The organism is Kitasatospora sp. NPDC057904 (assembly GCF_042887925.1).
In the GTDB taxonomy this organism is placed as follows: Bacteria; Actinomycetota; Actinomycetes; order Streptomycetales; family Streptomycetaceae; genus Kitasatospora.
In genome coordinates this window covers 204,929-230,437 of sequence record NZ_JBHVOL010000002.1, presented here as the reverse complement: position 1 = coordinate 230,437, position 25,509 = coordinate 204,929, and the positions used below count along the sequence as shown (strand labels likewise).

At 71.6% G+C, this 25,509-nt stretch carries 16 protein-coding genes; 6 read left to right on the top strand and 10 right to left on the bottom strand.

The window, feature by feature from the left end:
• Positions 1 to 132: 132 nt before the first annotated feature.
• From ACFVSN_RS06485 to ACFVSN_RS06475, 3 genes are all read right to left on the bottom strand, one after another.
• The gene (locus ACFVSN_RS06485; protein ID WP_380438060.1) at positions 133 to 1,086 is read right to left on the bottom strand and encodes a LysR family transcriptional regulator; all 954 of its coding nucleotides are present in this window, start codon (positions 1,084 to 1,086) and stop codon (positions 133 to 135) included.
• Positions 1,087 to 1,370: 284 nt separating this feature from the next.
• Entirely contained in the window at positions 1,371 to 2,138 is a 768-nt protein-coding gene (locus tag ACFVSN_RS06480) for a sensor histidine kinase (protein ID WP_387591585.1), read from the bottom strand.
• A gap of 2 nt (positions 2,139 to 2,140) precedes the next feature.
• Positions 2,141 to 2,896 (bottom strand): response regulator transcription factor, encoded by a 756-nt coding sequence (locus ACFVSN_RS06475; RefSeq protein WP_380500818.1) that lies wholly within the window; start codon positions 2,894 to 2,896, stop codon positions 2,141 to 2,143.
• A 562-nt stretch (positions 2,897 to 3,458) separates the two neighbouring features.
• Between ACFVSN_RS06475 and ACFVSN_RS06470 the strand changes: the two genes are divergently transcribed.
• From ACFVSN_RS06470 to ACFVSN_RS06445, 6 genes are all read left to right on the top strand, one after another.
• On the top strand, positions 3,459 to 4,940 hold the full coding sequence (locus ACFVSN_RS06470; protein WP_387591588.1) for an arabinofuranosidase catalytic domain-containing protein: 1,482 nt from the start codon (positions 3,459 to 3,461) through the stop codon (positions 4,938 to 4,940).
• A gap of 566 nt (positions 4,941 to 5,506) precedes the next feature.
• Positions 5,507 to 6,496, top strand: a complete 990-nt coding sequence (locus tag ACFVSN_RS06465; protein WP_380490445.1) for a LacI family DNA-binding transcriptional regulator — start codon at positions 5,507 to 5,509, stop codon at positions 6,494 to 6,496.
• A 330-nt stretch (positions 6,497 to 6,826) separates the two neighbouring features.
• Positions 6,827 to 8,524 carry a ribulokinase gene (locus ACFVSN_RS06460; protein WP_387591591.1) on the top strand — a complete coding sequence of 566 codons (1,698 nt, stop codon included), beginning with the start codon at positions 6,827 to 6,829 and terminating at the stop codon, positions 8,522 to 8,524.
• On the top strand, positions 8,521 to 9,192 hold the full coding sequence (locus ACFVSN_RS06455) for an L-ribulose-5-phosphate 4-epimerase (RefSeq protein ID WP_387591594.1): 672 nt from the start codon (positions 8,521 to 8,523) through the stop codon (positions 9,190 to 9,192). The genes ACFVSN_RS06460 and ACFVSN_RS06455 overlap by 4 nt, the downstream gene beginning before the upstream one ends.
• Before the next feature lie 12 nt (positions 9,193 to 9,204).
• Positions 9,205 to 10,710 (top strand): L-arabinose isomerase, encoded by a 1,506-nt coding sequence (araA, locus tag ACFVSN_RS06450; protein WP_387591597.1) that lies wholly within the window; start codon positions 9,205 to 9,207, stop codon positions 10,708 to 10,710.
• 107 nt (positions 10,711 to 10,817) lie between these two features.
• On the top strand, positions 10,818 to 11,906 hold the full coding sequence (locus ACFVSN_RS06445; protein ID WP_387591600.1) for an aldose epimerase family protein: 1,089 nt from the start codon (positions 10,818 to 10,820) through the stop codon (positions 11,904 to 11,906).
• An 88-nt stretch (positions 11,907 to 11,994) separates the two neighbouring features.
• On the opposite strand, the gene ACFVSN_RS06440 is transcribed toward ACFVSN_RS06445, so the two are convergent.
• From ACFVSN_RS06440 to ACFVSN_RS06410, 7 genes are all read right to left on the bottom strand, one after another.
• Positions 11,995 to 14,094, bottom strand: a complete 2,100-nt coding sequence (locus tag ACFVSN_RS06440; RefSeq protein WP_387591603.1) for a beta-galactosidase — start codon at positions 14,092 to 14,094, stop codon at positions 11,995 to 11,997.
• Positions 14,095 to 14,161: 67 nt separating this feature from the next.
• On the bottom strand, positions 14,162 to 15,913 hold the full coding sequence (locus tag ACFVSN_RS06435; protein WP_387591606.1) for a cellulase family glycosylhydrolase: 1,752 nt from the start codon (positions 15,911 to 15,913) through the stop codon (positions 14,162 to 14,164).
• 66 nt (positions 15,914 to 15,979) lie between these two features.
• Entirely contained in the window at positions 15,980 to 17,728 is a 1,749-nt protein-coding gene (locus ACFVSN_RS06430) for a cellulase family glycosylhydrolase (RefSeq protein ID WP_387591609.1), read from the bottom strand.
• 47 nt (positions 17,729 to 17,775) lie between these two features.
• Positions 17,776 to 19,287, bottom strand: coding sequence for a glycoside hydrolase family 43 protein (locus ACFVSN_RS06425; protein ID WP_387591612.1), 1,512 nt, complete (start codon positions 19,285 to 19,287; stop codon positions 17,776 to 17,778).
• A gap of 97 nt (positions 19,288 to 19,384) precedes the next feature.
• Entirely contained in the window at positions 19,385 to 21,148 is a 1,764-nt protein-coding gene (locus ACFVSN_RS06420; protein WP_387591615.1) for a cellulose binding domain-containing protein, read from the bottom strand.
• 169 nt (positions 21,149 to 21,317) lie between these two features.
• On the bottom strand, positions 21,318 to 23,459 hold the full coding sequence (locus ACFVSN_RS06415; RefSeq protein WP_387591618.1) for an alpha-galactosidase: 2,142 nt from the start codon (positions 23,457 to 23,459) through the stop codon (positions 21,318 to 21,320).
• A gap of 53 nt (positions 23,460 to 23,512) precedes the next feature.
• Positions 23,513 to 25,498, bottom strand: coding sequence for a beta-galactosidase (locus ACFVSN_RS06410; protein WP_387591621.1), 1,986 nt, complete (start codon positions 25,496 to 25,498; stop codon positions 23,513 to 23,515).
• Between the last annotated feature and the right edge of the window lie 11 nt (positions 25,499 to 25,509).

Genomic DNA, 25,509 nt, shown 5'->3' with positions numbered 1-25,509 from the left:
TCTAAGGTGCGGATGCATACGTTCGGGACATGTCAAAAACCCCCTGCGTCGGCGTTATGGACCTTCCCGGCGGACCGGTGAATTCGACGGGCCGGTGAATTTGACGGCCGGTGAAGGCGGGGCCACGTCGGGTCAGGGCGCCAGGCGGGCCCTTCGTCGCAGCCATGCCGCATACGCCGGATTCAGCGCCGCGGCGTCCGCGTGCACCGCCCTGGCGTGGCCGACCACCTCGTCCGCGAGTCCCCACGTCGGCGAGTACGGCACCCAGCCGATCACCTGGCGCCAGCTCAGCTCCGGCGGATCCAGCGGAACCGTCACCACCCCGTCGGTCGGCGGGAACGTCGCCCGGCACAGGGACACGGCCCGGCCCGTCCGGACGAGGTGGAGGCACGAGGCCGCATCGGCCTCGTAGACCGGCGGGGGCAGGAAGCCCGCCCGCACGCAGGCGGCCGCGAAGCACTCCGTGAAGCAACCGCCCCCGGGCGGCAACGCCCAGCGCTCACCGGCGAGTTGCCCGAGGTCCAGTTCACGTGCCCGCGCCAGCGGATGGTCCTGGGAGAGCACGGCGAACACCGGGTCGACGGCGACCTCCCGCCACTCCAGCCGTTCGTCGCCCATCACCTTCTGGTGCCCGCAGAGCCCGGTCAGCACGAGGTCCAGCCGCCCTTCCACCGCCCGGCTCACCAAGTCCGATGTCGAGCTGGACGATTGGGTGCTCAGCGCCATCTCGGGCCTGGCCGCCGCCAGGCGGTCGACCAGGGCGCCCAGGAGCGGCCCGTGGGTCGCCCCCACGCGCAGGCCGCCCGTCTCGCGCGCCGTGTTCGCGAAGCGGACGGCATCTTCCTGCAGCTGGCGCATGGCGGGCAGGAGCACCTGGCTGCGCTCCAGCACCAGGACGCCCAATGCGGTCGGCCGCACGCCCTCTCTGCCGCGCTCGAAGAGCCGGCCGCCGAGGGCGTTCTCGATGCGTTTCAGCTGGGTGGAAAGCGCCGATTGGGCGAGTCCGAGACGGTCCGCCGCCTTGGTGACGCTGCCGGCATCGCCGATGGCCCGGATCATCCTGAGATGACGAAACTCCAACTCCATGGCCGCAGAACTATACGGCAGTGAAATGGAGGGACGTGAATCCTCCGGGTGAAGATTCGGAGGGCGGGTCCGAGGTCTCAATTCCGGGCCGCTGAGGGGGATTTCAGGAACGCGGCAAGGCTCTTTCGGTCGCCGTCCGGGGGAAGACGGCTGCCATGCCTTTCCAGCCCGGGGGGAATGCGGGATTGGAACTGGCGTGACCGGAAGAGCCCCTGCGTTGTGTCCGCGAACCGATTACATCACGGGCGGGCGGGGATTAATCTCAGAGTTCGATCAGAATCACCTCAGGATTCGATCGGCGGCCGGGTCGGCAATCGAACGGTGAACCGCGCACCGCGTTCGGACGGCTCGATCCGCACGGTGCCGCCGTGGGCGTCGACCAAGGCCGCGACCAGGCTCAGGCCGAGCCCGCTGCCGGGGGCCGCCCCGTGGGGCCCGCTCCCGTCCTCGTGGCCGGCCGGTGAGCCGTGGGCGCGGAAGAAGGGCTCGAAGACGCGGTCATGGAGGGCCGGGGGAATCCCGGGTCCGTCGTCGGCCACGTCGATGCAGGCCCAGTGCGCCTCGTGACGCAGCCTCACCGTCGTGCGAGTGCCCGGAGGTGTGTGATGGTGCACATTGACGAGGAGGTTGCTCAGCACCTGCCGGAGGCGGTGCGGGTCTCCCTGGACCAGGTGACGCCCCTCGTCGATGACGCAGGAGACCGGCCGGTCCGGGTGGCTCACCCGGGTGTCCGCCACCAGCTCGGTGCAGAGTTCGGCCAGGTCGACGGCGACGCGTTCCAGGGGCCGCCGCTCTCCCAGGGTGGAGAACAGCAGCAACTCGTCGACGAGGGCGGTCATCCGATGGGCTTCCGCCTGCACCCTCGCCATGGCCCGGCGGAGGGCCTGGTGGTCGTCCAGCCCGCCGAGGAGGCCCAGTTGGGCGTAGCCGGCGATCGTGGTGAGCGGTGCGCGCAGCTCGTGGCTGACGGTGGCCAGGAGGTCGTGCAGCTCTTCGTCGGGCCGCCTTCCCCGCCGGCCTTCGTCTCCGGACGCTTCGGAAGGCGTCGTCACCGTCACTCCGCTTGCCGGGCGTGGTCGGCGCGGAGCGCGTAACCGACGCCGCGCACCGTGCGTATGAGTGTCTGGCCGGTGTCGCCGAGCTTCCGCCGGAGGTAGTAGATGTACGTCTCCACGACGCCGGTGTCGCGTTCGAAGCCGTGGCCCCAGACGTTGGTGAGGATGTCCGCCTTGGTCACGACTTCCTCGGGGTGCTCCATGAGGTACCGCAGCAGCAGGAATTCCGTGGCCGTCAGCCGGACGGGCACTCCGTGCAGCCAGACGTCGTGGCTCTTGCGGTCGATCTCGACGCCGCCCGCCTTCAGACGGCGCGGGGCGGTGTAGTCGAGTGAACGGCGCAGCAAGGCGTGGAGCCGCGCGGCGACCTCGTTCAGGTCGAAGGGCTTGGTGACGTAGTCGTCACCGCCCAGCGTGAGGCCGTGGATCCTTTCGCCCACCGAGGTCCGTGCACTGAGGAAAACCACGGGGGTCTGCACGTCGGACTTCCGGAGCCGGTCGCAGACTTCGAAGCCGTCCAGATCGGGCAGCAGGACGTCGAGCAGGATGATGTCGTGCATCCGCGCCAGGCCCAGCGTCAGGCATTGCTCGCCGGACGCCACGGCGTGCGGATCGAATCCGAGGAACCGCAAGCCGGTGGTGAGCATGTCCGCGGCTCCGGCGTCGTCCTCCGCGACGAGGACGCGCGGCCGGAATGTGGAAACGGTGGAATACACAGGTGCTGGCCCCAGGGTGCTGTCCGGCGCTGACGGCATCACGCTAGTTGAATGTTAACGCAAACATCCAGCACGCGGGCTCGGCGCTCGCCCCGCGGACACGGCGAAGCCCCCGCCGGGCCTGGGCGGGGGCGTGCCGGGACGCGCGGGGAACGCCGGCAGGTCGGCGGTCCGGGGCAGGCTCAGGAGCGCCTCGCCACGTGTCCGGTGCACAGGCGGTCGGCCGTGATGGCCAGTCGGAAGGGTGCGCGCATGGATGGTTCCTCTCGATCTCTGCCGGCGGGTGGGAGAGCCGGTGGGAGGCGCGGCGAGTCCGCGCGGACGATCAGGTGTACCGGTGTTGGAGTGTGAGCGCTCACATCGCCCAGCGTCAACCACCGTGCAGCTGCTGGCGGATGACGATTCGTCGGTTCACGCCCCGGCTGTGTCGATCGCGCTGGTCTGAATTCGTCGAAACCCTTGACGGGGCTCGGTCGGTGAGGGCACTGTCACCGGTCCAGGAACCCTCCACCTCCCGCCCGGGCTGAAGCGTGTCGCTGCGGGCAGGATTGTTAGCGCTCACTTTCCTGTGGCCGCGCTCAACGATGAGCAGGGAGACCCCATGAATGACAACAACAGGACGACCCGAGGAGGCGGTGCACTGCGCCGCCTCGCCCGAGCCGGGGCGGCCCTCGCCGTCCTCGTCGGCGCCCTGGCCGGCGCCACCGCGACGAGCGGTGTGGCGCAGGCGGCCGCACAGGGCCCGTGCGACCTGTACGCCGCCGGCGGCACGCCCTGCGTTGCCGCGCACAGCACCACCCGCGCGCTGTACTCCGGCTACGGCGGGCCGCTCTACCAGGTCAGGCGTGCATCGGACCAGGCGCTCCGGGACATCGGCGTGCTGGGCACCGGCGGCTACGCCGACGCGGCCGCGCAGGACGCCTTCTGCGCCGGCACCGCCTGCGTGATCACCGTGATCTACGACCAGAGCGGTCGGCGCAACCACCTCACCCAGGCGCCCGGGGGCGGGGCCGCGTCCGGGCCGGACAACCTCGCGGACGCGACCCTGGCGCCCACCACGCTGAACGGTCACCGGGCCTACGGCGTGTACGTGGCGCCGGGCACCGGCTACCGCAACAACCACACCTCGGGCATCGCGACCGGCGACCAGCCCGAGGGGATGTACGCGATCCTGGACGGCACGCACTACAACGGCGGTTGCTGCTTCGACTACGGCAACGCCGAGACGAGCAGCAACGACACCGGCAACGGTCACATGGAGGCCATCTACTTCGGGAACATCAAGGTCTGGGGCTACGGCACCGGTCCGGGCCCCTGGGTGATGGCCGACCTGGAGAACGGCTTGTTCTCCGGGGAGGGCGCGGGCTACAACGCCAACGACCCGACGGTGAACCACCGCTACCTGACGGCCATGGTCAAGGGCGCGCCGAACCAGTGGGCGATCCGCGCCGGTGACGCCCAGTCCGGCGGCCTGTCGACCTTCTACTCCGGACCGCGCCCGAACGTGGCGGGCTACAACCCGATGCACAAGGAGGGCGCGATCATCCTCGGCATCGGCGGCGACAACAGCAAGGGGGCCCGCGGCACCTTCTACGAGGGCGTGATGACCTCGGGCTACCCGTCGGAGGCCACCGAGAACGCCGTCCAGGCCAACATCGTCGCCGCCGGATACGCCAACTCCACGGCCACCACGGGGGCGTTGCGCGGCACCGGCTCGGGCAAGTGCCTGGACGTCCCGAACGCCTCCGCCACGGCCGGGACGCAGGCGCAGATCTACACCTGCTGGGGCGGGGCGAACCAGGCCTGGACGCGCACCGCCGACGGACAGCTCACGGTGAACGTCGCCGGCAGCACGCTGTGCCTGGACGCGTACGGCGGCGGGACGGCCGACGGCACCAAGGCGGTGACCTGGCCCTGCAACGGCGGTGCCAACCAGCAATGGCGCTTCAACGCCGACGGCAGCGTCACCGGCGTCCCGTCCGGCCTGTGCCTGGACGTCGCCGGGGCGGCCGTCACCGATGCCACGGCCGTCCAGCTGTGGACCTGCTGGGGCGGCGACAACCAGAAGTGGACCCTCGGGTAGCACCCACCCGGCCGGGCCCGGGCTCCGCGCACCCCCGGAGCCCGGGCACGGGCTCCTCGCACCTCCGGAGCCCGGGCCCGGCCCCTGTAGGTCCAGGAGGGGCGGGGGAGCGTGGGAAGCGGCGGCCGTGCCGGAGAGGGGCGGGCGTGCGAACGTCCTTGCCCGGGAGCGGTGCGGGTATCGCCGAGTGGCCGATGAGCCCGGCCGAAGCAGTGGAATCGGTGCCGGTCCGCGTCGAGGTCCGCTATGCCGACGGCCGTGTGGCAGCGCTCACCAGCCCGATCGTTCCGGGCTGCGCACGGCTCCGCGCGTTCGGTCACCGAAAGCGACCGGCCGACCCGATAGGGCGACGATCTGCGGCATCTGCCTCCATGGCGGGCTTGTGAGCGCTAACTTGGCAGTATCGGCAGGTGTCGGCGCCCTGAAGGGCTGGTATGAAGGGGAGCCGCCTGTCGAACCGAAGGTGACGGATTGGCCTGGACCTGGTCGCGTACTGTGGTCCAGAGCCGAGGAGGGGACTGCCAGTGGGAACCGACAGCACCGGGACTGAACAGCGCCAGCCCGTGATGGCGGACGTGGCGAAACTGGCGGGTGTCTCCCACCAGACGGTGTCCCGGGTGCTCAACGGCGCCCCGCACGTCCGGCCCGACACCCGGGACCGAGTGCTGGCGGCCATACGGGAGCTGGACTACCGGCCCAACTCGGCCGCTCGCGCGCTGGTCACCCGCCGCTCGCAGACGCTCGGCGTGGTCAGCTTCGACTCGACCCTCTACGGCCCCGCGTCGATGCTGGACGGGATCGAGCGCGCCGCGCGGAGCGCCGGGTACTTCGTGAGCGTGACCAGCCTGCGCTCCCTGGACGGCCGTTCGGTCCAGGAGGCCGTCGACCGGCTGCGCGACCAGGGAGTGGAGGGCGTCGTCGTGATCGCGCCGCAGACCTCCGCCGTCAGCGCGGTGGCCCGGCTCTCCAGTTCCGTGCCGCTCGTCGCCGTCGGGTCGGGCAACCAGACCCAGGTGCCCATGGTGTCGGTGAGCAACCGCTTCGGTGCCGGCGAGGCCACCGGACACCTGCTCGACCTCGGCCACCGCACCGTGCACCACGTGGCGGGGCCGGCCAACTGGCTGGAGAGCCAGGACCGCGAGGAGGGCTGGCGGCTCACGCTGAAGGCCGCCGGGGCCCCCGTGCCGGAGGTGCAACGCGGCGACTGGAGCGCCCGCTCGGGCTACCAGGCCGGTCTGCGGATCGCCGGACTGCACGACGTCACCGCCGTCTTCTGCGCCAACGACCACATGGCCCTCGGCCTGCTGCGCGCCCTGCACGAGGCCGGCCGGTCGGTCCCCGAGGAGATCAGCGTGGTCGGCTTCGACGACATCCCGGAGGCCGCCTACTTCACCCCGCCGCTGACCACCGTGCGGCAGGACTTCGGGGAACTCGGCCGCAAAGCCCTGGAACTCCTCGTCGGGGAACTGGAGGGCGTGGCGCCCTCCCAGACCCATGTGCAGATCGCCCCGGAGATGGTGCTGCGCCATAGCGTCGGCCCCGCCGGGCGCTGGTGATCCGGTAGCCGGAGCGAGGGGCGGCGCACCACGCCGGGGCGCGGTCGTGCGCTCGACCGCCCCTCGGCTCCCGGCACTGCGGATGAAAGCTGCCTTGACAGCGCATATGTTAGCGCTAACAATTCCTGTGAGCGCTAACAAACAGCGCTCCTCAACTCCGCCGGCGGGCAACGACATCGCCTCCGTCCGTCCGCCGACGGTCCTCCTTCCGCCCTCCTCCGACGGAGCCGGCGGAACGGAGCCTGTCGCCGGTGCGCTCCGCCCTGCCCCGGATTTGGACCGCACCGGCGACAGGCGACAACACCACCCTCCCGCACGAAGGATGAGGAAGTGACCGTGATTCCTGCCGCCCGGGACTCGGAGGGATACGTCGTCGGCGTCGACTTCGGCACCCTCTCCGGCCGCGCCGTGGTGGTCCGCGTGCGCGACGGCGAAGAGGTCGGCACCGCCGTCCACGACTACCCGCACGCCGTCATCGAGCGCGAGCTGCCCGGCACCGGCCGGCCGCTCCCGCCCGACTGGGCGCTCCAGCACCCCGCGGACTGGCGGGCCGTGCTGCGCACCGCCGTTCCGGCGGCGCTCGCCGACGCCGGCATCGACGCCGCCCAAGTCATCGGCATCGCCACCGACTTCACCGCCTGCACGGTCCTCCCGGTGCTCGCCGACGGCACCCCCCTGGCGGAGACGGCCGACTGGGCGCCGTACCCGCACGCGTGGCCCAAGCTCTGGAAGCACCACGCCGCCCAGGGCCAGGCGGACCGGATCAACGCCCTGGCGCACGCCCGCGGGGAGAAGTGGATCTCGCGGTACGGCGGCCGGATCTCCGCCGAGTGGCAGTACGCCAAGGCCCTGCAGGTCCTGGAGGAGGACCCGGCCGTCTACGCCGCCTGCGCCCGCTGGATCGAGGCCGCCGACTGGATCGTCTGGCAGCTCACCGGAGCCGAGAGCCGCAACACCTGCACCGCCGGCTACAAGGGCATCCACCAGGACGGCAGCTACCCGAGCGAGGACTACCTCGCCGCGCTCCACCCGGACTTCGCCGACTTCGCCCGCACCCGCCTGGAGCACCCGCTCGCCCCGCTCGGCTCCCGGGTCGGCTCCCTCACCGCACAGGCGGCGCAGTGGACCGGCCTGCCCGAGGGGATCGCCGTGGCGGCGGGCAACGTCGACGCCCACGTCGCCGCGCCCGCCGCACGGGCGGTCGACAACGGCCAGCTCCTCGCCATCATGGGCACGTCCACCTGCCACGTCGTCAACGGCGCCACGCTGGCGGACGTCCCCGGCATGTGCGGCGTCGTCGAGGACGGCATCGTCGCCGGCTCCTACGGCTACGAGGCCGGCCAGAGCGCCGTCGGCGACATCTTCGCCTGGTGGCTGCGCCAGGGCCTGCCCGCCGACTACCTGGCCGAGGCCGAGCGGAACGGCGAGGACCCGCACCAGCTCCTCACCCGCAAGGCCGCCGCCCAACCCGTCGGCGCCCACGGCCTGGTGGCGCTCGACTGGATGAACGGCAACCGCTCCACCCTGGTCGACCACCACCTCTCCGGAGTGATCGCCGGGCTCACCCTGGCCACCCGCCCCGAGGAGATCTACCGCGCCCTGCTGGAGGCCACCGCCTTCGGCACCCGCGTCATCGTCGAGGCCCTGGAGCTGGGCGGCGTCCCCGTCACCGAGTTCGTCGTCACCGGCGGCCTCAAGAAGAACGAACTGCTCATGCAGATCTACGCCGACGTGCTGCGCCGCCCGGTGTCGGTCGCCGAGTCGGAGCAGGGACCGGCACTCGGCTCGGCGATCCACGCCGCCGTCGCCGCCGGGGCCCACCCCGACGTCCGGACCGCGGCCGCCGCCATGGGCCGGGTGCGCACGGCGGCGTACCGGCCGGACCACACCTCCGCCGACGCGTACGACCGGCTCTTCGCCGAGTACCGGGCCCTGCACGACCACTTCGGCCTCGGTGCCGACAAGCTCCTGCACCGCCTGCGCGCCATCCGCAACGCCGCCCTCACCCCATCGAGCGAGGCCCTGTGAACGCGACCACCGACCTCATCCGCCAGCAGGTCAGCGACCTCCACCAGGAACTGGTCCGCTACGGCCTGGTGGTCTGGACGGCGGGCAACGTCTCCGCCCGGATCCCAGGCGAGGACCTGCTGGTGATCAAGCCGAGCGGCGTCCCCTACGACGACCTGTCGGCGCAGAACATGATCGTGTGCGACCTGGACGGCAACGTCGTCGAGGGCGACCACTCGCCCTCCTCCGACACGGCCGCCCACGCCTACGTCTACCGCCACATGCCCGAGGTCGGCGGGGTGGTCCACACCCACTCCACGTTCGCGTGTGCGTGGGCCGCCCGGGGCGAGGCCGTGCCCTGCGTCCTCACCGCCATGGCCGACGAGTTCGGCGCCGAGATCCCGGTCGGCCCCTTCGCGCTGATCGGGGACGACTCGATCGGCCGGGGCATCGTGGACACGCTCAAGGGCCACCGCTCGCCCGCCGTCCTGATGCAGAACCACGGCGTCTTCACCATCGGCAAGGACGCCAAGGCCGCCGTCAAGGCCGCCGTGATGTGCGAGGACGTGGCCCGCACCGTCCACATCTCCCGGCAGCTCGGCGAGCCGCTGCCGATCGCCCAGGCGGACATCGACAGCCTCAATTTCCGCTACCAGAACGTCTACGGCCAGCCCCCGAAGGCCCGGTAAGGAGTCACCCCCATGACGTCACTCGCGGGACGCGAGATCTGGTTCCTGACCGGCAGTCAGGGACTCTACGGCGAGGAGACGCTGCGGCAGGTCGCGGAGCAGTCGCAGCGGATCGCCGGCGCACTGGATGCCGACCCCGGCCTGCCGGTCGAGATCGTCTGGAAGCCCGTCCTCACCGATGCCGCCGCCATCCGCCGCATCTGCCTGGAGGCCAACGCCGAGGACCGGTGCATCGGCCTGATCGCCTGGATGCACACGTTCTCCCCGGCGAAGATGTGGATCGCCGGCCTGGACGCCCTGCAGAAGCCGCTGCTCCACCTGCACACCCAGGCGAACGTCGAACTGCCCTGGCAGTCCATCGACATGGACTTCATGAACCTGAACCAGGCCGCCCACGGCGACCGCGAGTTCGGCTACATCCAGTCCCGCCTCGGCGTCGCCCGCAAGACCGTCGCCGGACACGTCACCGACCCCGCCGTGACCGCCCGGATCGCCTCCTGGGCCCGAGCCGCCGCCGGCCGCGCCGAACTGCGCGGCCTGAAGCTCGCCCGCTTCGGCGACAACATGCGCGACGTCGCCGTGACCGAGGGCGACAAGGTCGAGGCCCAGCTCCGCTTCGGCGTCTCCGTCAACACCTACGGCGTCAACGACCTGGTCGCGGCGGTGGACGCCACGGCCGACGCCGAGGTCACCGAACTCGTCAAGGAGTACGAGGACAGCTACCACCTCGCGGCCGAGCTGCGGGTCGGCGGGGAGCGCCACGAGTCGCTGCGCTACGCGGCGCGGATCGAGCTCGGCCTGCGGGGCTTCCTGGAAGAAGGCGGCTTCAAGGCCTTCACCACCAACTTCGAGGACCTCGGCGGGCTGCGGCAGCTGCCCGGACTGGCCGTGCAGCGGCTGATGGCCGACGGCTACGGCTTCGGCGGCGAGGGCGACTGGAAGACCTCGACGCTGCTGCGCACCCTCAAGGTGACCGCCACCGGCCTGGCCGGCGGCACCTCCTTCATGGAGGACTACACCTACCACCTGGAACCCGGCCACGAGCTGATCCTCGGCGCGCACATGCTGGAGGTCTGCCCGAGCATCGCGGCCACCACCCCGTCCTGCGAGATCCACCCGCTCGGCATCGGCGGACGCGAGGACCCGGTCCGCCTGGTCTTCGACGCCGAGCCCGGCCCCGCGGTCGTGGTCGGCCTCGCCGACCTGGGCGACCGCTTCCGGCTGGTCGCGAACGACGTCGACGTCGTCGAGCCGCCGGCGCCGTTGCCCAACCTGCCCGTGGCCCGCGCCGTCTGGAAGCCGCGTCCGGACCTCCACACGTCCGCCGAGGCGTGGCTGACTGCCGGTGCGCCGCACCACACCGTGCTCTCCGGCGCGCTCGGCACCGAGGAACTGGAGGACCTGGCCGAGATGCTCGGCGTGGAGCTCCTGATGATCGACGAGGACACGTCCATCCGCCGGTTCACGAAGGAGCTCCGCTGGAACCAGGCCTACCACCGCCTGGCCCAGGGGTTCTGACCCGCCGACCCCCCCGCCGCCCGGCGGCCCCGCCGACGACGCCCGCCCGCACGGCGGGCGTCGTCGTCCCCGCACCGCACCGCACCGAACACAATGGAGTAGGACCCGTGCCGAGAGACGCCCTCATATCCCACGGCGAAGTGACGGTGACCCAGGAGCCCGCCGCGGCGCTGCCGGACGGTCGGCGGATCACCCGATGGACCTTCGGGGCGCCCGAGGGCGTGACGGTGGAGGTGCTGAGCCTGGGTGCCCGCCTCCAGGCCGTGCACGCGCCGGACCGGGACGGGCGGCGGTGCAACGTCGTCCTCGGCTGTGAGGACGTCGAGGACCTGCTCGGGGAGGCCGCGTACTTCGGAGCGACGGTCGGCCGCTACGCCAACCGGATCGCGGGCGGGGTCCTGCCCCTCGACGGCACGAGGCACCGGCTGGCGGTCCAGGACGACGGCCACACCCTGCACGGCGGGCCGGACGGCTTCGCCACGCGGCTCTGGGACGGCGTGGCGGTCCGAGAGGGCCGTCGGGCCGGGGTCCGGCTGCGGCTGCACAGCCCTGAGGGCGACCAGGGGTTCCCGGGCGCCCTCACCGCCGAGGTGATGTACCTCCTCGACCCGGCCGGTGACCTCTTCATCGTCTACCGCGCCGCCGCGGACGCGCCGACGGTCGTCAACCTCACGAACCACGCGTACTTCAACCTGGCCGGCGAGGGCTGCGGAACGGTGCTCGACCACCTGCTCCAGGTCGAGGCCGCCGGGTACCTCCCGGTGGACGGGGAACTGATCCCGCTGGGGCCCGTCCTGCCCGTCGCCGGCACGCCGTTCGACCTGCGCGAGTCCCGGACGACCGCGGACCGCGTCGCCGACGGACACCCGCAGATCCGTCGGGCCGGCCAGGGCTTCGACCACACCTGGGTGCTCGGTGGGAGGGGCTTCAGGAAGGCCGCCGTGCTGAGCCACCCGGCCAGTGGCCGCCGGGTCGAGTGCTTCACGATGGAGCCGGGGCTCCAGGTCTACACCGGGAACCACTTCGACGGCTCGCTGATCGGCCGATCCGGCCGCCCGTACCCCGCCTACGCGGGCATCGCGCTGGAGACGCAGCACTTCCCGGACTCGCCCAACCGGCCCGAGTACCCGTCCACCGTGCTGCGTCCGGGGGAGGAGTACGGCTCGATGACGGTCTACCGCTTCCTGTCCGAGTAGGAGGGCCCGGCCAGGAGGGCCCGAGCGGGAGCACCCGGTCGGGTGGTGAACGGGGGCGGTGGGCTCGGCGGAGCCCACCGCCCCTTCGTCAGCGGGCGACGAACACCCGCACGTCCCAGGCGTTCAGGGAGACCGACCCTCCGGACGCCACCGCGGTGCCGTCCAGGACGTCGGTCAGCTCGACGGGCGCCCGGACGTCGGCGGGCTGCCAGCTCCAGTTGTGGACCACGTGGACGCGGCGTCCGTCCGGGGAGGTCCCGGTCGTCGCGGTGACGGAGGCCGGCAGGTCCCGCCAGCCGCTCGCGGGAACCGGAGCCAGCCAGGCGGCCAGCTCCCGGGCGAGGTCGCGGCCGGGCACGGTGCCCACGTAGGTGACCCGGCCCTCGCCGTGGCGGCGGGTGGTGACGGCGGGCCAGCGGCCGAAGTGGGGGTGCTCGTAGCCGGCCAGCACCGTGGCGTCGGTGGCCGTGAGGCCCTCCACCCAGCGGGTGGCGGTGGCGCCCGCCGGTAGCTCCAGCGGACTGCCCGGGGCGGTGCGCAGCGGGAGGTCCGAGGTCAGGTTGCTGAATTCGTCGTACCGGACGCCGGCGGCGGCCGTGAGGCGCGGCGGGGCGGTCTCGTGGCGGGCCCGGGCCTCGTGGTCGGCGTAGCCGGTGCGGGGGCCGAGGACGAGGTGGCCGCCGGCCTCGGCGTAGGCGGCGAGCCGGTCGAGCAGGGAGTCCTCGGCGAGGTGGAGCCCGGGGACGACCAGCACGGGGTGGCGTCGCGCGGCCTCGGCGGGTGCGAGGCCGTCGTGGAACTGTCGGGCGTGCAGGATCCGCACCTGGCGGCCGGCCTCGAACGCGCCGCGGTAGAAGGGGTCGAAGATGCGGTGGTAGGAGGCCGGATCCGGATCGCCGTTCGTCCGCGCCAGCGGCGGGTACTTCTGCATGAGCCATTTGCTGGGCATCGAGTAGACCATCGCGATGTCGGCATCGGGCTCGATCCCGGCGACCAGCGGCCCCGCACTCTCGAACTCGGCTCCGAGCCGGGCGAGTTCGGCGTAGACCCGGCCGGGCTTGCCGCTGTGCGGCAGGATCCCGCCCCAGTACGTCTCGGCGCCGAAGTGCAGGGTGTGCCAGTGCCAGTACTCGATCATCCGCGCACCGCGGGAGACGAGTGCCCAGGCGGCCTGGCGCCACTGGCCGTCGAAGGCCGGCCGGTTCTCCGAAGTGCCGCTGATCGCCTGGGCGTTGGTCTCGGTGACGAGGAACGGTTCCTGGCGCGAGGAGAAGATCCGGTCGGCGCTCTGGTACAGGGCCCACACGCCGGTGGTCTTCCACCACTGCTCGTGGTCGTCGGGCGTGGTGTCGGGCAGTGCGAGGGCGTCCTGCATGTCGTAGTACGGGTTCCCCGCGGTGACGTCCAGGGCGTCGGTGATCTCGTCGTCCTCCATCGCGGGGTGGTTGTAGGCGAGGCAGGTGGTGACGAACTGGTCGGGGCGGGCGTACTCGCGGGTGATCGCGGCCTGCCAGGCGATGAACTCGGTGGTCTGGCGGGCCTGGAACGCCCGCCAGGCGACGTCGTACTGCGGCTGCTGGTTGTCGTCGGGGTGCCACAGGTCGGCCCAGGTGGAGAGCCGGTGCGACCAGTAGACCAGGCCCCACTCCCGGTTGAGGGTCTCCACGTCGCCGTAGGTGTGGCGCAGGTGGTCGACGAACCGCTGGAAGACGCCGTGGTTGTGGGGCAGCCGGAGGCCGGGTTCGTTGTCGACCTGGAAGCCGATGACGGCGGGGTGCGTGGCGTGGCGGCCGAGGATCGCCCGGGTGACGCGTTCGGCGTGGTAGCGGAAGGCGGGGTGGGAGAAGTCGGCCTCCTGGCGGGCGCCCCAGCCCGTGCGCCGACCCGTCGCCCGGTCGCCGGCGATCTCGGGGTACTGCCGGGCCAGCCACGGCGGCACGGCGTAGGTGGGGGTGCCGAGGACGACCGCGATGCCGCGCTCGTGGGCGCCGTCGAGGACGGGGGTCAGCCAGTCGAGCTCGAACCGGCCGTTCTCCGGCTCCCAGGTCGACCAGACGGACTCGCCGACCCGGATGACGGTGAACTTCGCCCCGGCCATCAGGTCGAGGTCTTCCTTGAGCCGTTCGTACGGCTGGTACTCGTGGTAGTAGGCGGCGCCGAACAGCACGCGCGGGGGCAGCGGGAACATGGGTGCACCTCGGAACGTGAGGGCCCCGGCTGCCGGGGGAGGCAGCCGGGGCGGGGAGGAGTGTGGGTCAGGAGGCGGTGCCGGTGACGGTGTCACCGGTCCTGGTGACGGTGTAGGTGACGGTGTCGCCGGTCCAGAAGCGGAAGGTGAATGTCGCCGGGGCGCCGTCCTTGAGGGACTTGACGTAGTCGGGCTTGAGGGTGGTGGTGTTGGCTCCGTAGTCGGCACGGAGGTTGTCGAACGACTGGTACGTGGTCCAGTCGGCCGGGCCGGCGGCGGTGCCGTCGGCGTAGGTGGACTGGACGTTGGCCATCAGGGAGCCGTTGAACCGGGTGGGGATGGTGAGCCCGTCGACGGTTCCGGTGGCGCCGGCCATGGTCGGCTTGTCGTAGGAGCGGACGAAGAGCTTCCACGGGACGCCGTCGGAGTACCGGACTTCGAGGGTGGCGTTGATCCCGGCGGCGCGGTCCCCGGCGAGGCGGGTGAGGGCGTCGGCGGTCAGGGTGAGCTTGTCGCCGTCGAGGGTGTAGTCGAGGTAGGGGATCAGCGGGCGGTCACCCTGCCAGAGGCCCGTGAACCAGAGGCCGTTGCGGTTGAGGGTGATGCTCTGTGCGGCGACGGGGCCGGACTTCGGCACGAAGAGGTTGTCGGTGGAGGCGGTGCCCGAGCGGGTCCGCCAGGAGCTCTGGATCAGGGCCTTCATCTCGGGGACCATCCACTGCATGGTGGAACGGTTCAGGAAGTCGTTGGCGGCGTCCCAGACGGCGGAGGTCATGCCGTTGCGCCGAGCCTCGTAGTTGACGTGCTCGAAGTACTTGAGCATCTCGCCGCGCTCGACCACGCCGGAGTACGGGGAGGTGAGCAGGCCGTACTCGCCGAGGTAGACGGGGATGCCCTTGGCGACGAGGGTGTCGTGCACCCGGGCGAAGCCCTCGGTCAGGAACGACTGGGCCTTGGCGTCGTACGTCGTACCGTTGGCGATGTTCACGCTGAACGGGTACCAGCTGTAGAAGTGCACGGTAGCGACGAGGTTGCGGTCGTTCAGCGAGGCTATCGTGGTGGACAGGTCGTCCAGCCAGTTCTGGGCGAAGTTGGTCTCCTCCGAGGGCAGGACGAGCAGGCGATCCTTGTTCTTGCCACCGGAGTTGCGCACGATGTCGTGGAACGAGGTGTTGAGCTCGCGCAGGTACTGGGTCTTCTGGGCGTCGGTCGCGGCGTCGAACTGCGGCTCGTTGATGCTCTCCATGAGCAGCGTGCGCGGCTCGTCCTTGAACGCGGTGGCGATCTGCTGCCAGGTCGAGTTGAACCGGGCCATGATGGCGTCGTGGTTGGTGGACATGTACTTGATCCACTGCCACGAGTCGTGGTGGACGTTGATCTCGACGTAGAGGCCGTCCTCCAGGGCGAGGTCGACCACCTGCTTGACCCGCTTCATCCACTTCTCGTCGATGGTGTACGGGGCGGTGGCGGACTGGTGCGGGTACCAGGTGACGGGGATGCGGACGCTGCGGAAGCCCTGGGCCTTGAGGCCGTCGAAGGTCGCCTTGGTGGTGAGCGGGTTGCCCCAGGACGTCTCGTCGGGGATCGCGTCGAGGGTGTTGCCGAGGTTCCAGCTGGGCTGCATGTGCGCCACGGCGGCCATCGGGTCGTGCGGGACCTTCACGCGGGTGGCTTCGGTCACCGCCGGGGCCTGGTCGGCGGGCGCGGCGAGCGCGGTGCCGCCGCAGAGGGCGCTGGTGGTGACCAGGGCCACCAGGAGGCCGGCCGTGCGGTGGAGCCGGCGGCTGCGCGGGTGGGTGGTCCGTCGTGTGTCGTTCACGGTGCGTCCCTTTCAGGTGAACGGGTGGGGAATCCCCTGACGGGTGGTCAGGGGAGGGGGAGTCGGTCAGGAGGCGGTGCCGGTGGCGGTGTCACCGGTCCTGGTGACGGTGTAGGTGACGGTGTCGCCGGTCCAGAAGCGGAAGATGAGCGTCGCGGTGGCGCCGTCCTTGAGCGACTTGAGGAAGCCGGCCTTCACGGTGGTGGTGCCGGCGGCGTAGTCGGGGCCGAAGTCGCCGAACGCCTGGTAGGTGGTCCAGGAGGCCGGGCCGGCGGCGGTGCCGTCGGCGTAGGTGGACTGGACGTTGGCCATCAGGGAGCCGTTGAACCGGGTGGGGATGGTGAGCCCGTCGAGTGTCCCGGTGGCGCCGGACATGGCGGGCTTGTCGTAGGAACGGATGTTGAGCTGCCAGGGGGCGCCGCCGGAGTACCGGACTTCGAGGGTGGTGTTGATGCCGGTGGCGCGGTCGCGGGCGAGGCGGGTGAGGGCGTCGGCGGTGAGGGTGAGCTTGTCGCCGTCGAGGGTGTAGTCGATGTTCTGGATGAGGGGGAGCTGACCCTGCCAGAGGCCGGCGAACCAGAGGCCGTTGCGGTTGAGGGTGATGGTCTGCGCGGCGACGGGGCCGGACTTCGGCACGAAGAGGTTGTCGGTGGAGGCGGTGCCCGAGCGGGTGGTCCAGGACGCCTCGATCAGGTTCATCAGGGTCCGGTCCCGCCACTGGAGGGTGGAACGGTCCAGGTAGTTGGCGTCGTCCCAGAGCGCGGTGGTGAAGCCGTTGACCCGGGCCACGTAGTTGACGTGCTCGTAGAACTTCAGCATCTCGCCGTATTCGACGGTGCCCGAGTTGGGCTCGCTGAGCAGGCCGTACTCGCCGACGTAGACGGGGATGCCCTTCTTGACGAAGGTGTCGTGCACCCGGGCGAAGCCTTCGGTCAGGTCCTTCTGGCTGGTGGCGTCGTAAGTGGTGCCGTTGGCGATGTTCACGCTGAACGGGTACCAGCTGTAGTAGTGCACGGTGGCGACCAGGTTGCGGTCGTGCAGCGAGGTCATCGTGGTGGACAGGTCGTCCAGCCAGTGCTGGGCGTTGTTGGTCTCCTCCGAGGGCAGGACGAGCAGGCGGTCCTTGTTCCTGCCGCCGGAGTTGCGGACGATGCGGTGGAAGGAGGTGTTGAGTTCCCGCAGGTACTGGGTCTTCTGGGCGTCGGTGGCGTTGTCGAACTGCGGCTCGTTGATGCTCTCCATGAGCAGCGTGCGCGGCTCGTCCTTGAAGGCGGTGGCGATCTGCTGCCAGGTGGAGTTGAACCGGGCCATGATGGTGTCGTGGTCGGTGGACATGTACTTGATCCACTGCCACGAGTCGTGGTGGACGTTGATCTCGACGTAGAGGCCGTCCTCCAGGGCGAGGTCGACCACCTGCTTGACCCGCTTCATCCACACCGGGTCGATGGTGTACGGGGCGGTGGCGGACTGGTGCGGGGACCAGGTGACGGGGATCCGGACGCTGCGGAAGCCTTCGGACCGGAGACGGTCGAACAGCGCCTTGGTGGTGAGCGGGTTGCCCCAGGACGTCTCGTCGGGGATCGCGTCGAGGGTGTTGCCGAGGTTCCAGCTGGGCTGCATGTGCGCCACGGCGGCCATCGGGTCGTGCGGGACCCTGGCCCCGGCGGCCTCGGCCGCGGACGGGGCCTTGTCGGCGGGTGCGGCGAGCGCGGTGCCGCCGCAGAGGGCTCCGGTGGTGACCAGGGCGACCAGGAGGCCGGCCGTGCGGTGGAGCCGACGGTTGCGCGGGTGGGCGGTCCGTCGTGCGTCGTTCACGGTGCGTCCCTTTCAGGTGAACGGGTGGGGAATCCCCTGACGGGTGGTCAGGGGAGGGGGAGCGGCTCGTAGTCGAAGCGGTCGAAGTGGACGGTGCCGGCGGCGGCGTACATGCCGATGGCCCGGCCGGTGAAGCCGCCGGCCGCCTCGGTGGAGAGGTAGCGCCCGTCGAGGGCGGCGAGCTCGGCGAAGGTGCCGTCGGGCTCCTCGACGCCGAGGACGACGTCGTCGGGGCCGGTGCGCGGGCCGCGTGGCTGCCGCGGGACGACGTCGACACCGAGCACCACGGCTCCGGCGGGCACCGGACGGGAGGCGACCTCGGTGCGGAGCGAGCCGATCCGGGCGAAGACCTTCACCTCGCCGTCGGCCGCCTCGATCTCGTAGTGGTGGTCCTCGTCCATGCGGACGGCGAGGCCGCCGCGGCCGTCGGCGGGGTCGATCAGGGTGCGGGTCCGGCAGCCGAGGTGCTGCTGGCGGCGGCCGACGAACACCACGTCGTTCTCGTCGAGGGAGGCGCCCGCGGCGTGCAGGGTGAGCCAGCCGGAACGTTCCTTCGTGGTGACCAGGTGCTCGGGACGGCTCCGTACCGAGATCCACTGGGGGTGCAGATCGCTCTGGTCGAAGTCGTCCCGGGCCGGAACGGCGGGAGCCGGGTGCAACGGCCAAGCCGGGAGCGGCAGTTCGGGGGCGACCCGGCCGACCACCGGCCAGCCGTCCACCCACTCGACCGGGGCGAGGAAGGTCTCCCGGCCGAGCACGTACCAGGCGGGGGTGCCGCCGCGCGGCCGGACGGCGAGCAGGACCATCCACCAGGAGCCGTCGGGCGCCTGGACGAGATCGGCGTGCCCGGTGTTCTGGATGGGGCTGTCGATGCCGCGATGGGTCAGCACCGGGTTGGACGGGCACGGCTCGAACGGGCCGGAGGGCGAGGTGCCGCGGGCGATGGAGACGGCGTGGCCGCGCTCGGTGCCGCCCTCGGCGATCATCAGGTACCAGTACTCGCCGATCCGGTACAGGTGCGGGGCCTCGGGGGCCATGGCGCCGGGCGCGCCGGACCAGATCCGCTGCGGCTCGCCGATGGTCTCGCCGGTGGCCGGGTCCAGGCGGACCTGGGAGACGCCGGCGACGGTGCACCAGCAGGTGCCGTCCTCGTCCCAGGCGAGGTCCGGGTCGATGCCGTGGACGCCGGGCAGCCGGATCGGGTCGGACCAGGGGCCTGCCGGGTCGGTGGCGGTGAAGAGCAGGTTGCCGTCACCGCTGACGTTGGTGACGATCAGCCAGAAGCGGCCGTCGTGGTGGCGCAGGGTGGGGGCGTAGATCCCGCCGGAGGACGGGGATTCGGGCGGCAGGCGGAGCTGGCTCGGCCGGTCCAGGGCGTTGCCGATCTGGGTCCAGTTGAAGAGGTCGCGGCTGTGGAAGACGGGGATGCCGGGGAAGTACTCGAAGCTGGAGCAGGCGAGGTAGTAGTCGTCGCCCACGCGGCAGACGCTGGGGTCGGGGTGGAAGCCGGGGATCACCGGGTTGGGGAGGGTGCCGGCGGGCTGGGGCTGGTCTGACATGTGGGGTTCCTGTCCTGTGAGGAGGTGGTGGGCGGTGGTGCCCCGGACCCTGGGCCCTGGAGAAGGTCGGGGCCGGGGCACCACCGGCTCAGCGGGTTCAGCCGATCGCGCAGGAGGCGCCGTTGAACCGGAAGCCGGAGGGGTTGGCGTCACTGCTGGACCAGGTGGCCGTGAAGCCCCACTGGACGCTGCCGCCCTGGGGGACGGAGGCGTTGTAGGACACGTTCCCGGCGTTGACGCTCCGGCGGCTCTGCGACACCGAGGCGTTCCAGCTGTTGGTGATGCTGTTGTCGCCGGGGAAGTCGAAGCCGAGGGACCAGCCGTTGACCTGGCCGAGGCTGTTGTTGACGACGGTGACGGAGCCGACCATGGCGCCCTGCCACTCGTTCTTGTTGTAGACGACCCGGCAGGGCGCGCTGGTCGGGTGCATCTGGACGACCGTGATGCCGTAGGCGGGCACGGTCTGGGTGGTCGGACTGCCGGTCTGGGCCGTGCCGATCCCGTGGGCGTTCTTGAGGTAGGAGTGGACGGTCGGGGTGGCGGAGGACGGGGTGAACCCGGTGTAGGACAGGCTCACCGTGGCGTCGTTGTTCGGGTCCTTGTTGATCAGCATGACGTCCACGTCGCCGTTGGCGCGGCGGACGGCGTGCGCGGTGAGCAGCGAGGACGAGCTGGCGGCCTTGACCAGGGTGTCGCCGGGCGCGCCCAGCCTGCTGATCATCTGGATGCCGTAGTAGGCGGGGAAGGGCGTGTTGGCGGCCGGCTCGCAGGGGGAGCCGCTGGAGACCATGCCGCCGTCGTTGTAGTCGGTGGCGCCCTCGACCGTGGTCACCTTCGTGCAGTCGGTGCCGTTGCGCAGGTCCCACCAGTCCACGTTGAACGCGCCGTTCTCCAGCCAGGTGAGGTAGTTGTCCGGGGCGAACAGTCCGTTGGGGGAGGTGTCGAGGTAGGCCTGGGCGTTCGCCTCGGTCACCGCGATGCCGACGTTGGGGGCGTTGGATCCGGCGTACTGGTTGATCAGCGAGCGCACGGCGCCGGTGATGCCGGCGTTCTGGGCCTGCGGCTTGGTGAGCAGGTCGGCCGGGCTGGTGCTGGTGGGGTAGGCGTGCACGATGGCGAAGTCGATCTTCGAGCCGGCGATCGACAGGACGGTGTGGTTCCAGTCCATGGTGTCGCCCGGACCGACCATGCCGTCCGGCCAGTAGCCGGGGGTGGTCAGCACGGCGCCGATCTTGACGCTCGGGTCGGCCGCCTTCATCGCCGAGACGTACTGGAGCACGTTGTTCGCGTAGGTCGTGGCGCTCTTGCTGCTGTGGGTGTCGTACTCCCAGTTGGCGCCGTACTCGCCGTTGCCGTAGGTCTCGTTGCCGATCTCCCAGTACTTGATGCCGTAGCCCTTGGTGACGTTGGCGTACTGGACCCAGGCGGCGGCCTCCTGGGGGGTGCCCGAGCCGTAGTTGGCGGTGATGATCGGCTGCGCTCCGGCGGCGCGCACGGTGCCCATGAAGGCGTCGAAGCCGGTGTTCGGGGCGACGTACGCGCCGCCCTCGGCGGTGCCGGTCTGCCAGTGGTAGACGTCGGAGTGGCTGCCGCCGGGGTAGCGGACGGTGTTGAAACCGGCCGTGCTGAGCAGGCCTGGGGTGGCGGCGGCGTTCATGGCGGCGTCGTAGACCGGGATGTTCACGCCGACGCCGGTGGCGGGAACGGTGGCGAGTTGCAGGGCGGCGTCGACGGACACCGACACGGTGCTCGCGGCGTGGGCGGGTGGCGCGACGGCGGCGATCGCGCCGGTGAGTGCGAGCGACAGGGCCGCCGCGACGGCTATGGCGCGTTCACGGCAGGACTGGACGGGTGATTTCACTTCGTCCCTCCAGGGGTGGGGGTGCGTGGGGTTCGGATGTGGGGATCGAACTCCCGCGTTCTGGACGGTAGGGCCCGGTGCGGCTGCATGGGTCGGGCCCGGACGCGAAGCGTGTTCCGTACGGATGCGGGCCGGCGCGGTGGGGCGCGGGCGGATATCTGAGGCATCGTCAACTCCTATCGACAGGAATACTGGTGAGGCGCAGGACGACGGCGGACGGTGCCGTCGGCAGGGTCAGGGCGAGTTCGGCGGTGTCCGGCTTCCAGGTGGCGCGGGCCTGACTGGACGCCGGGTAGAGCACCTCGACGCGGACCTCAGCGCCGGCCAGGTGGGGCAGGCCGAGGTCCCTGACGACCTCCTCGCCGGATCGCCGCCAGGCGGTGAGGTAGGTGGTGTCGAGGGTGTGCAGGGCCAGGGCGATCCACGGGTCCTCCCAGCCCGGGAGCCCGAGCGGCCAGGCGGGCAGCGCGTGCGGGAGGTCGGCGCGGATCGCCTTGTGGACGGTGACCGCCTCGTGGACCAAGTCACCTGCTTCCTGGGACAGTTCGGTGATCCGGCCGGAGAGGTGGATGCGGCCGAGGAGCGCGTTGGCCATGGTCAGGGCGACTTCGTCGGGGGTGTTCTCGGGCAGCGGGTACGCCCAGACGGCGCCCTGTTCGGGGGTGACGGCGGTGGGGGCCGCCGCCGCGATGGGCGGGTAGAGGAGGAGGTCCTGCTGGTCGCTGGTGGACTGCAGCTGGAGCCGGGAGAGCAGTGCGTGGTCCATCCGCATGCCGCCCGAGGCGCAGTTCTCGACCACGAGGTCCGGGTGCCGGTCCAGGATGCCGTCCAGCCAGGCGAGTTGGGCCCGGTTGTGGTCCAGCAGCCCCGCTGCCGGGGCCTCGCCGGGGTGGGCACTGGTGCCGGACCCAGGGTCGGTGTTGTGGTCGAGCTTGAGGTAGCCGACGCCCCACTCACCGACCAGGCGGTCCACCACCCGGTCCAGATGGGCGCGGGCGGCCGGATGGCGCAGGTCCAGGTGGTACCGGCCCCCGCCCTCCTCCACCCGCCGTCCGTCGCGGCGGAAGAACGCCTCCTCCGGCAGGGACCGGGCGACCGGACTGTTCACCCCGACCGCCTCCGGCTCCAGCCACAGGCCGGGCACCATGCCCCGCTCCCGGATGCGCTCCAGGACCTCGTGGATGCCCTTCGGCCCGGGGAAGCGGGAGGCCGACGGCTCCCAGGCACCGACGGAGCTCCACCAGTTGCCGCCGTCGTCGTACCAGCCGGCGTCGATGACGAAGTACTCCGCGCCGGCCTCGGCGGCGGCGTCGACCAGGGGCAGCAGCTTGGCCGTGGTGGGGTCGCCCATCAGGCAGTTCATGTAGTCGTTGAAGATCACCGGTAGCCGCCGGTGGTCGGGGTGCGGCCGGCGGGTGGCCCGGCGGTACGCGGTGAGGGCGGCGAACGCCGCGTCCGGTCCGCCGTCCGGGCTGAACGCCAGGGCCACGGGCACGGTCCGGAACCCGGCGCCCGGCTCCAGCGGGTGGCGCCAGCCGTGGTCGGCGTCGTTCGGGCCGTACAGCGCCGCGTACGCGGTGTCGTCGCGCACGCCGCACTCCCAGCGCCAGCCGCCGCCGTTGTGCTCGATCTGCCACACCCAGGTACGGCCGGACTCACGGTCGGTCAGGCCGCCCATCGGCAGGTGGCCGCAGCTGGACCACATGCCCTGGCCGGCCACGGCGCGGGTACTGCGGCCGGAGGTGGTGTGGAAGCGGCCACTGCGTTCGGGCGAGGACACGCGCAGCGGCTCGCGCTGCCAGCGGCACTCGGCGAACCACTCGTTCTCCGCCCACAGCAGGTCCGCGTGGTCCAGATCCACCGGGTGGCCCCCGGTGAGGCAGCCAGCCACGAGCGAGGAGACCGACTCCAGGTGCAGCGTGCGCGGTCCCTCGTTGCGCAGCAGCACCTCGCCGCGCAGCACCGGCAGCCCGTCCGGGGAGCGGTAGACCGCCTCGGCGGTCAGACCGCTCTCCGGGTCGTGGAGTTCGACGGTGAGTACGTGCCAGTCGCCGTCCCGGGTCGCCTGGTGCGTGCGGTGGCGTAACCGTCCGCCGAGGGCGCTGTTGACGAGGTGCCGGCCCGACCAGTAGCGGCCGAGATCCGCAGTCGTCACCTCCACCAGCGGCAGCGGTGCGGCCGGGCGCGGGGTGGTGGTCTTCTCGCCGGGTGCGCCGATGCGGACCAGGCGAGGGGTGCCGTGCTCGCCCAGGGCGATCTCCAGCTCCAGGGCGTCGTGCCCCCAGCGGATCGTCTCGTGCGGGTCGGTCATGGTGGCCTTCCTCGGTGGGACGGATCAACGGGCGTTCACGGCTCTGTTAGCGCTCACACGGTGCGCAGCACGGCGCAGCCGCCGGGCGGCAGCTGGTTCACCGGCCGGTCCGTGAGCAGGTCGTGGCCAGGCTGCGGCAGCGTGACGTCCTCGGTGCGGTGGTTGATCAGCAGGTGCCAGCCGCGGCCGTCCGCCGCGTGGCGGGTGACGGCCTCGACGCCGGTCGGCAGGCCCGGCAGCTCCGGGGCGACCCCGGCCTCCGTCAGGAGCCGGCCGACCAGGTCGGCGTAGCCGGCGTCGTCGAGGCGGGTGGAGAGGTACCAGCCGCGGCCGGATCCGAAGGCGTGCCGGGTGAGCGCCGGGCTGCCGGTCAGCATGCCGTGGGTGTAGGCGGCGGCCGCCTCGGCGCCCTCGGTGCGCAGGGACTCGCTCCAGGAGGTGGCCGTCGAGCCGTCGGAGAGCGCGACCTCCTCGTCCTGCCGCAGCGGGCGGTGCTCCTCGACCCGGATGCCCAGCGCCTCGCGCAGCGGTGCGGCCGGGTAGCCGCCGAGCCGGGCATGCATATGCTCGTCGACGACGCCGCTGAAGTGCTGGACGAGCAGGGTGCCGCCGTCGGCGACGTAGCGGCGCAGGTTCTCGGCGCCCGCGTCGGTGAGCAGGAAGAGGGCGGGGGCGAGGACGACCCGGTAGCGGCTCAGGTCGTGCTCGGGGTGGGCGAAGTCGACCGTCACTCCGGCGTCCCACAGCGCACGGTGAGCGCGACGCAGCGCGGGGTAGTAGCCGAGCTCGGCGGACGGGAGGCCGTCGACGTTCGAAGCCCACCAGGCGTCGGAGTCGTGCAGCACGGCGACTTCGGCCCGGACGGTGGAGCCGGTGAGCTCGCCGAGCCGGGCGACGGCCGCTCCGGCCGCCGTGACCTCGCGGAAGGTCCTGCTGTCCGGCCCGGCGTGCGGGACCATCGCTGAGTGCCACGTTTCGGCGCCGGCCCGGGACTGGCGCCACTGGAAGAACAGCGCGCCCTCCGAGCCGCGGGCGATGTGGACGAGCGAGTGGCGAAGGATGTCGCCCGGCTCCTTCGGGAGGACGCGGTCTCCGGCGTAGACGGTGTTGGTGCCCGATTCCATCAGCAGCCAGGGGGCGCCGCCGGCGAAGGAGCGGGCCCGGTCGGCGTCGAAGGCGGCGTGGGCGGGGGCGTCGATGCCGGGTGCGCTGGGGTAGTGGTTGACAGAGACCAGGTCGACCTCGCGGCCGAACGCCCACAGGTCGAGGTTCTGGTAGCCGGGCACCATGAGGTTGGTCGTCACCGGCCGGTCGCTGTGGGCGCGGATCGCGTCGCGCTGCTCGCGGTAGGCGGCGAGGGTCTCGTCGGACCAGAAGCGGCTGTAGTCCAGGAGGTGGCCGGGGTTGTGGTGCCACTGGCTGGTGCGGGGCGGGAGGACCTGCTCCCACGAGGTGTAGTGCTGGCTCCAGAAGGCCGTCCCCCAGGCCTCGTTGAGGGCGTCCAGGGAGCCGTGGCGGGCGCGCAGCCAGACGCGGAACGCGGCGGCGGTGTGGTCGCAGTGGCAGGGGGTGACGTACTCGTTGTGGACGTGCCAGAGGGCGAGTGCGGGGTGGTCGCCGTAGCGTTCGGCGAGGGCGGCGGCGATGCGGCGGGCGGCCTGGCGGTAGGCGGGGGAGGTGAGGCAGTAGGTGTCCCGGCTGCCGTGGGTCAGGCGGGTGCCGTCGGGGCGGACGGTCAGGGAGTCCGGGTGGGCCAGGGTGAACCACGGCGGTGGGGAGGCGGTGGGGGTGGCCAGGTCGACGGCGACGCCGGCCGCGTGGAGCCGGTCGAGGTGGGCGTCGAGCCAGTCGAAGTCGTAGCGGCCCTCTTCGGGCTCCATCAGGGCCCAGGAGAAGACGCCGACGGTGGCGAGGTTGACGCGCGCCCTGCGCATCAGTTCGTCGTCCTGCTTCCACACCTCGGCGTCCCACTGTTCGGGGTTGTAGTCCCCGCCGAAGGCGAGGCCGCCGAGGCGGTCGGTGAGCCGGCGGATGTCCATGGCGAGATGTC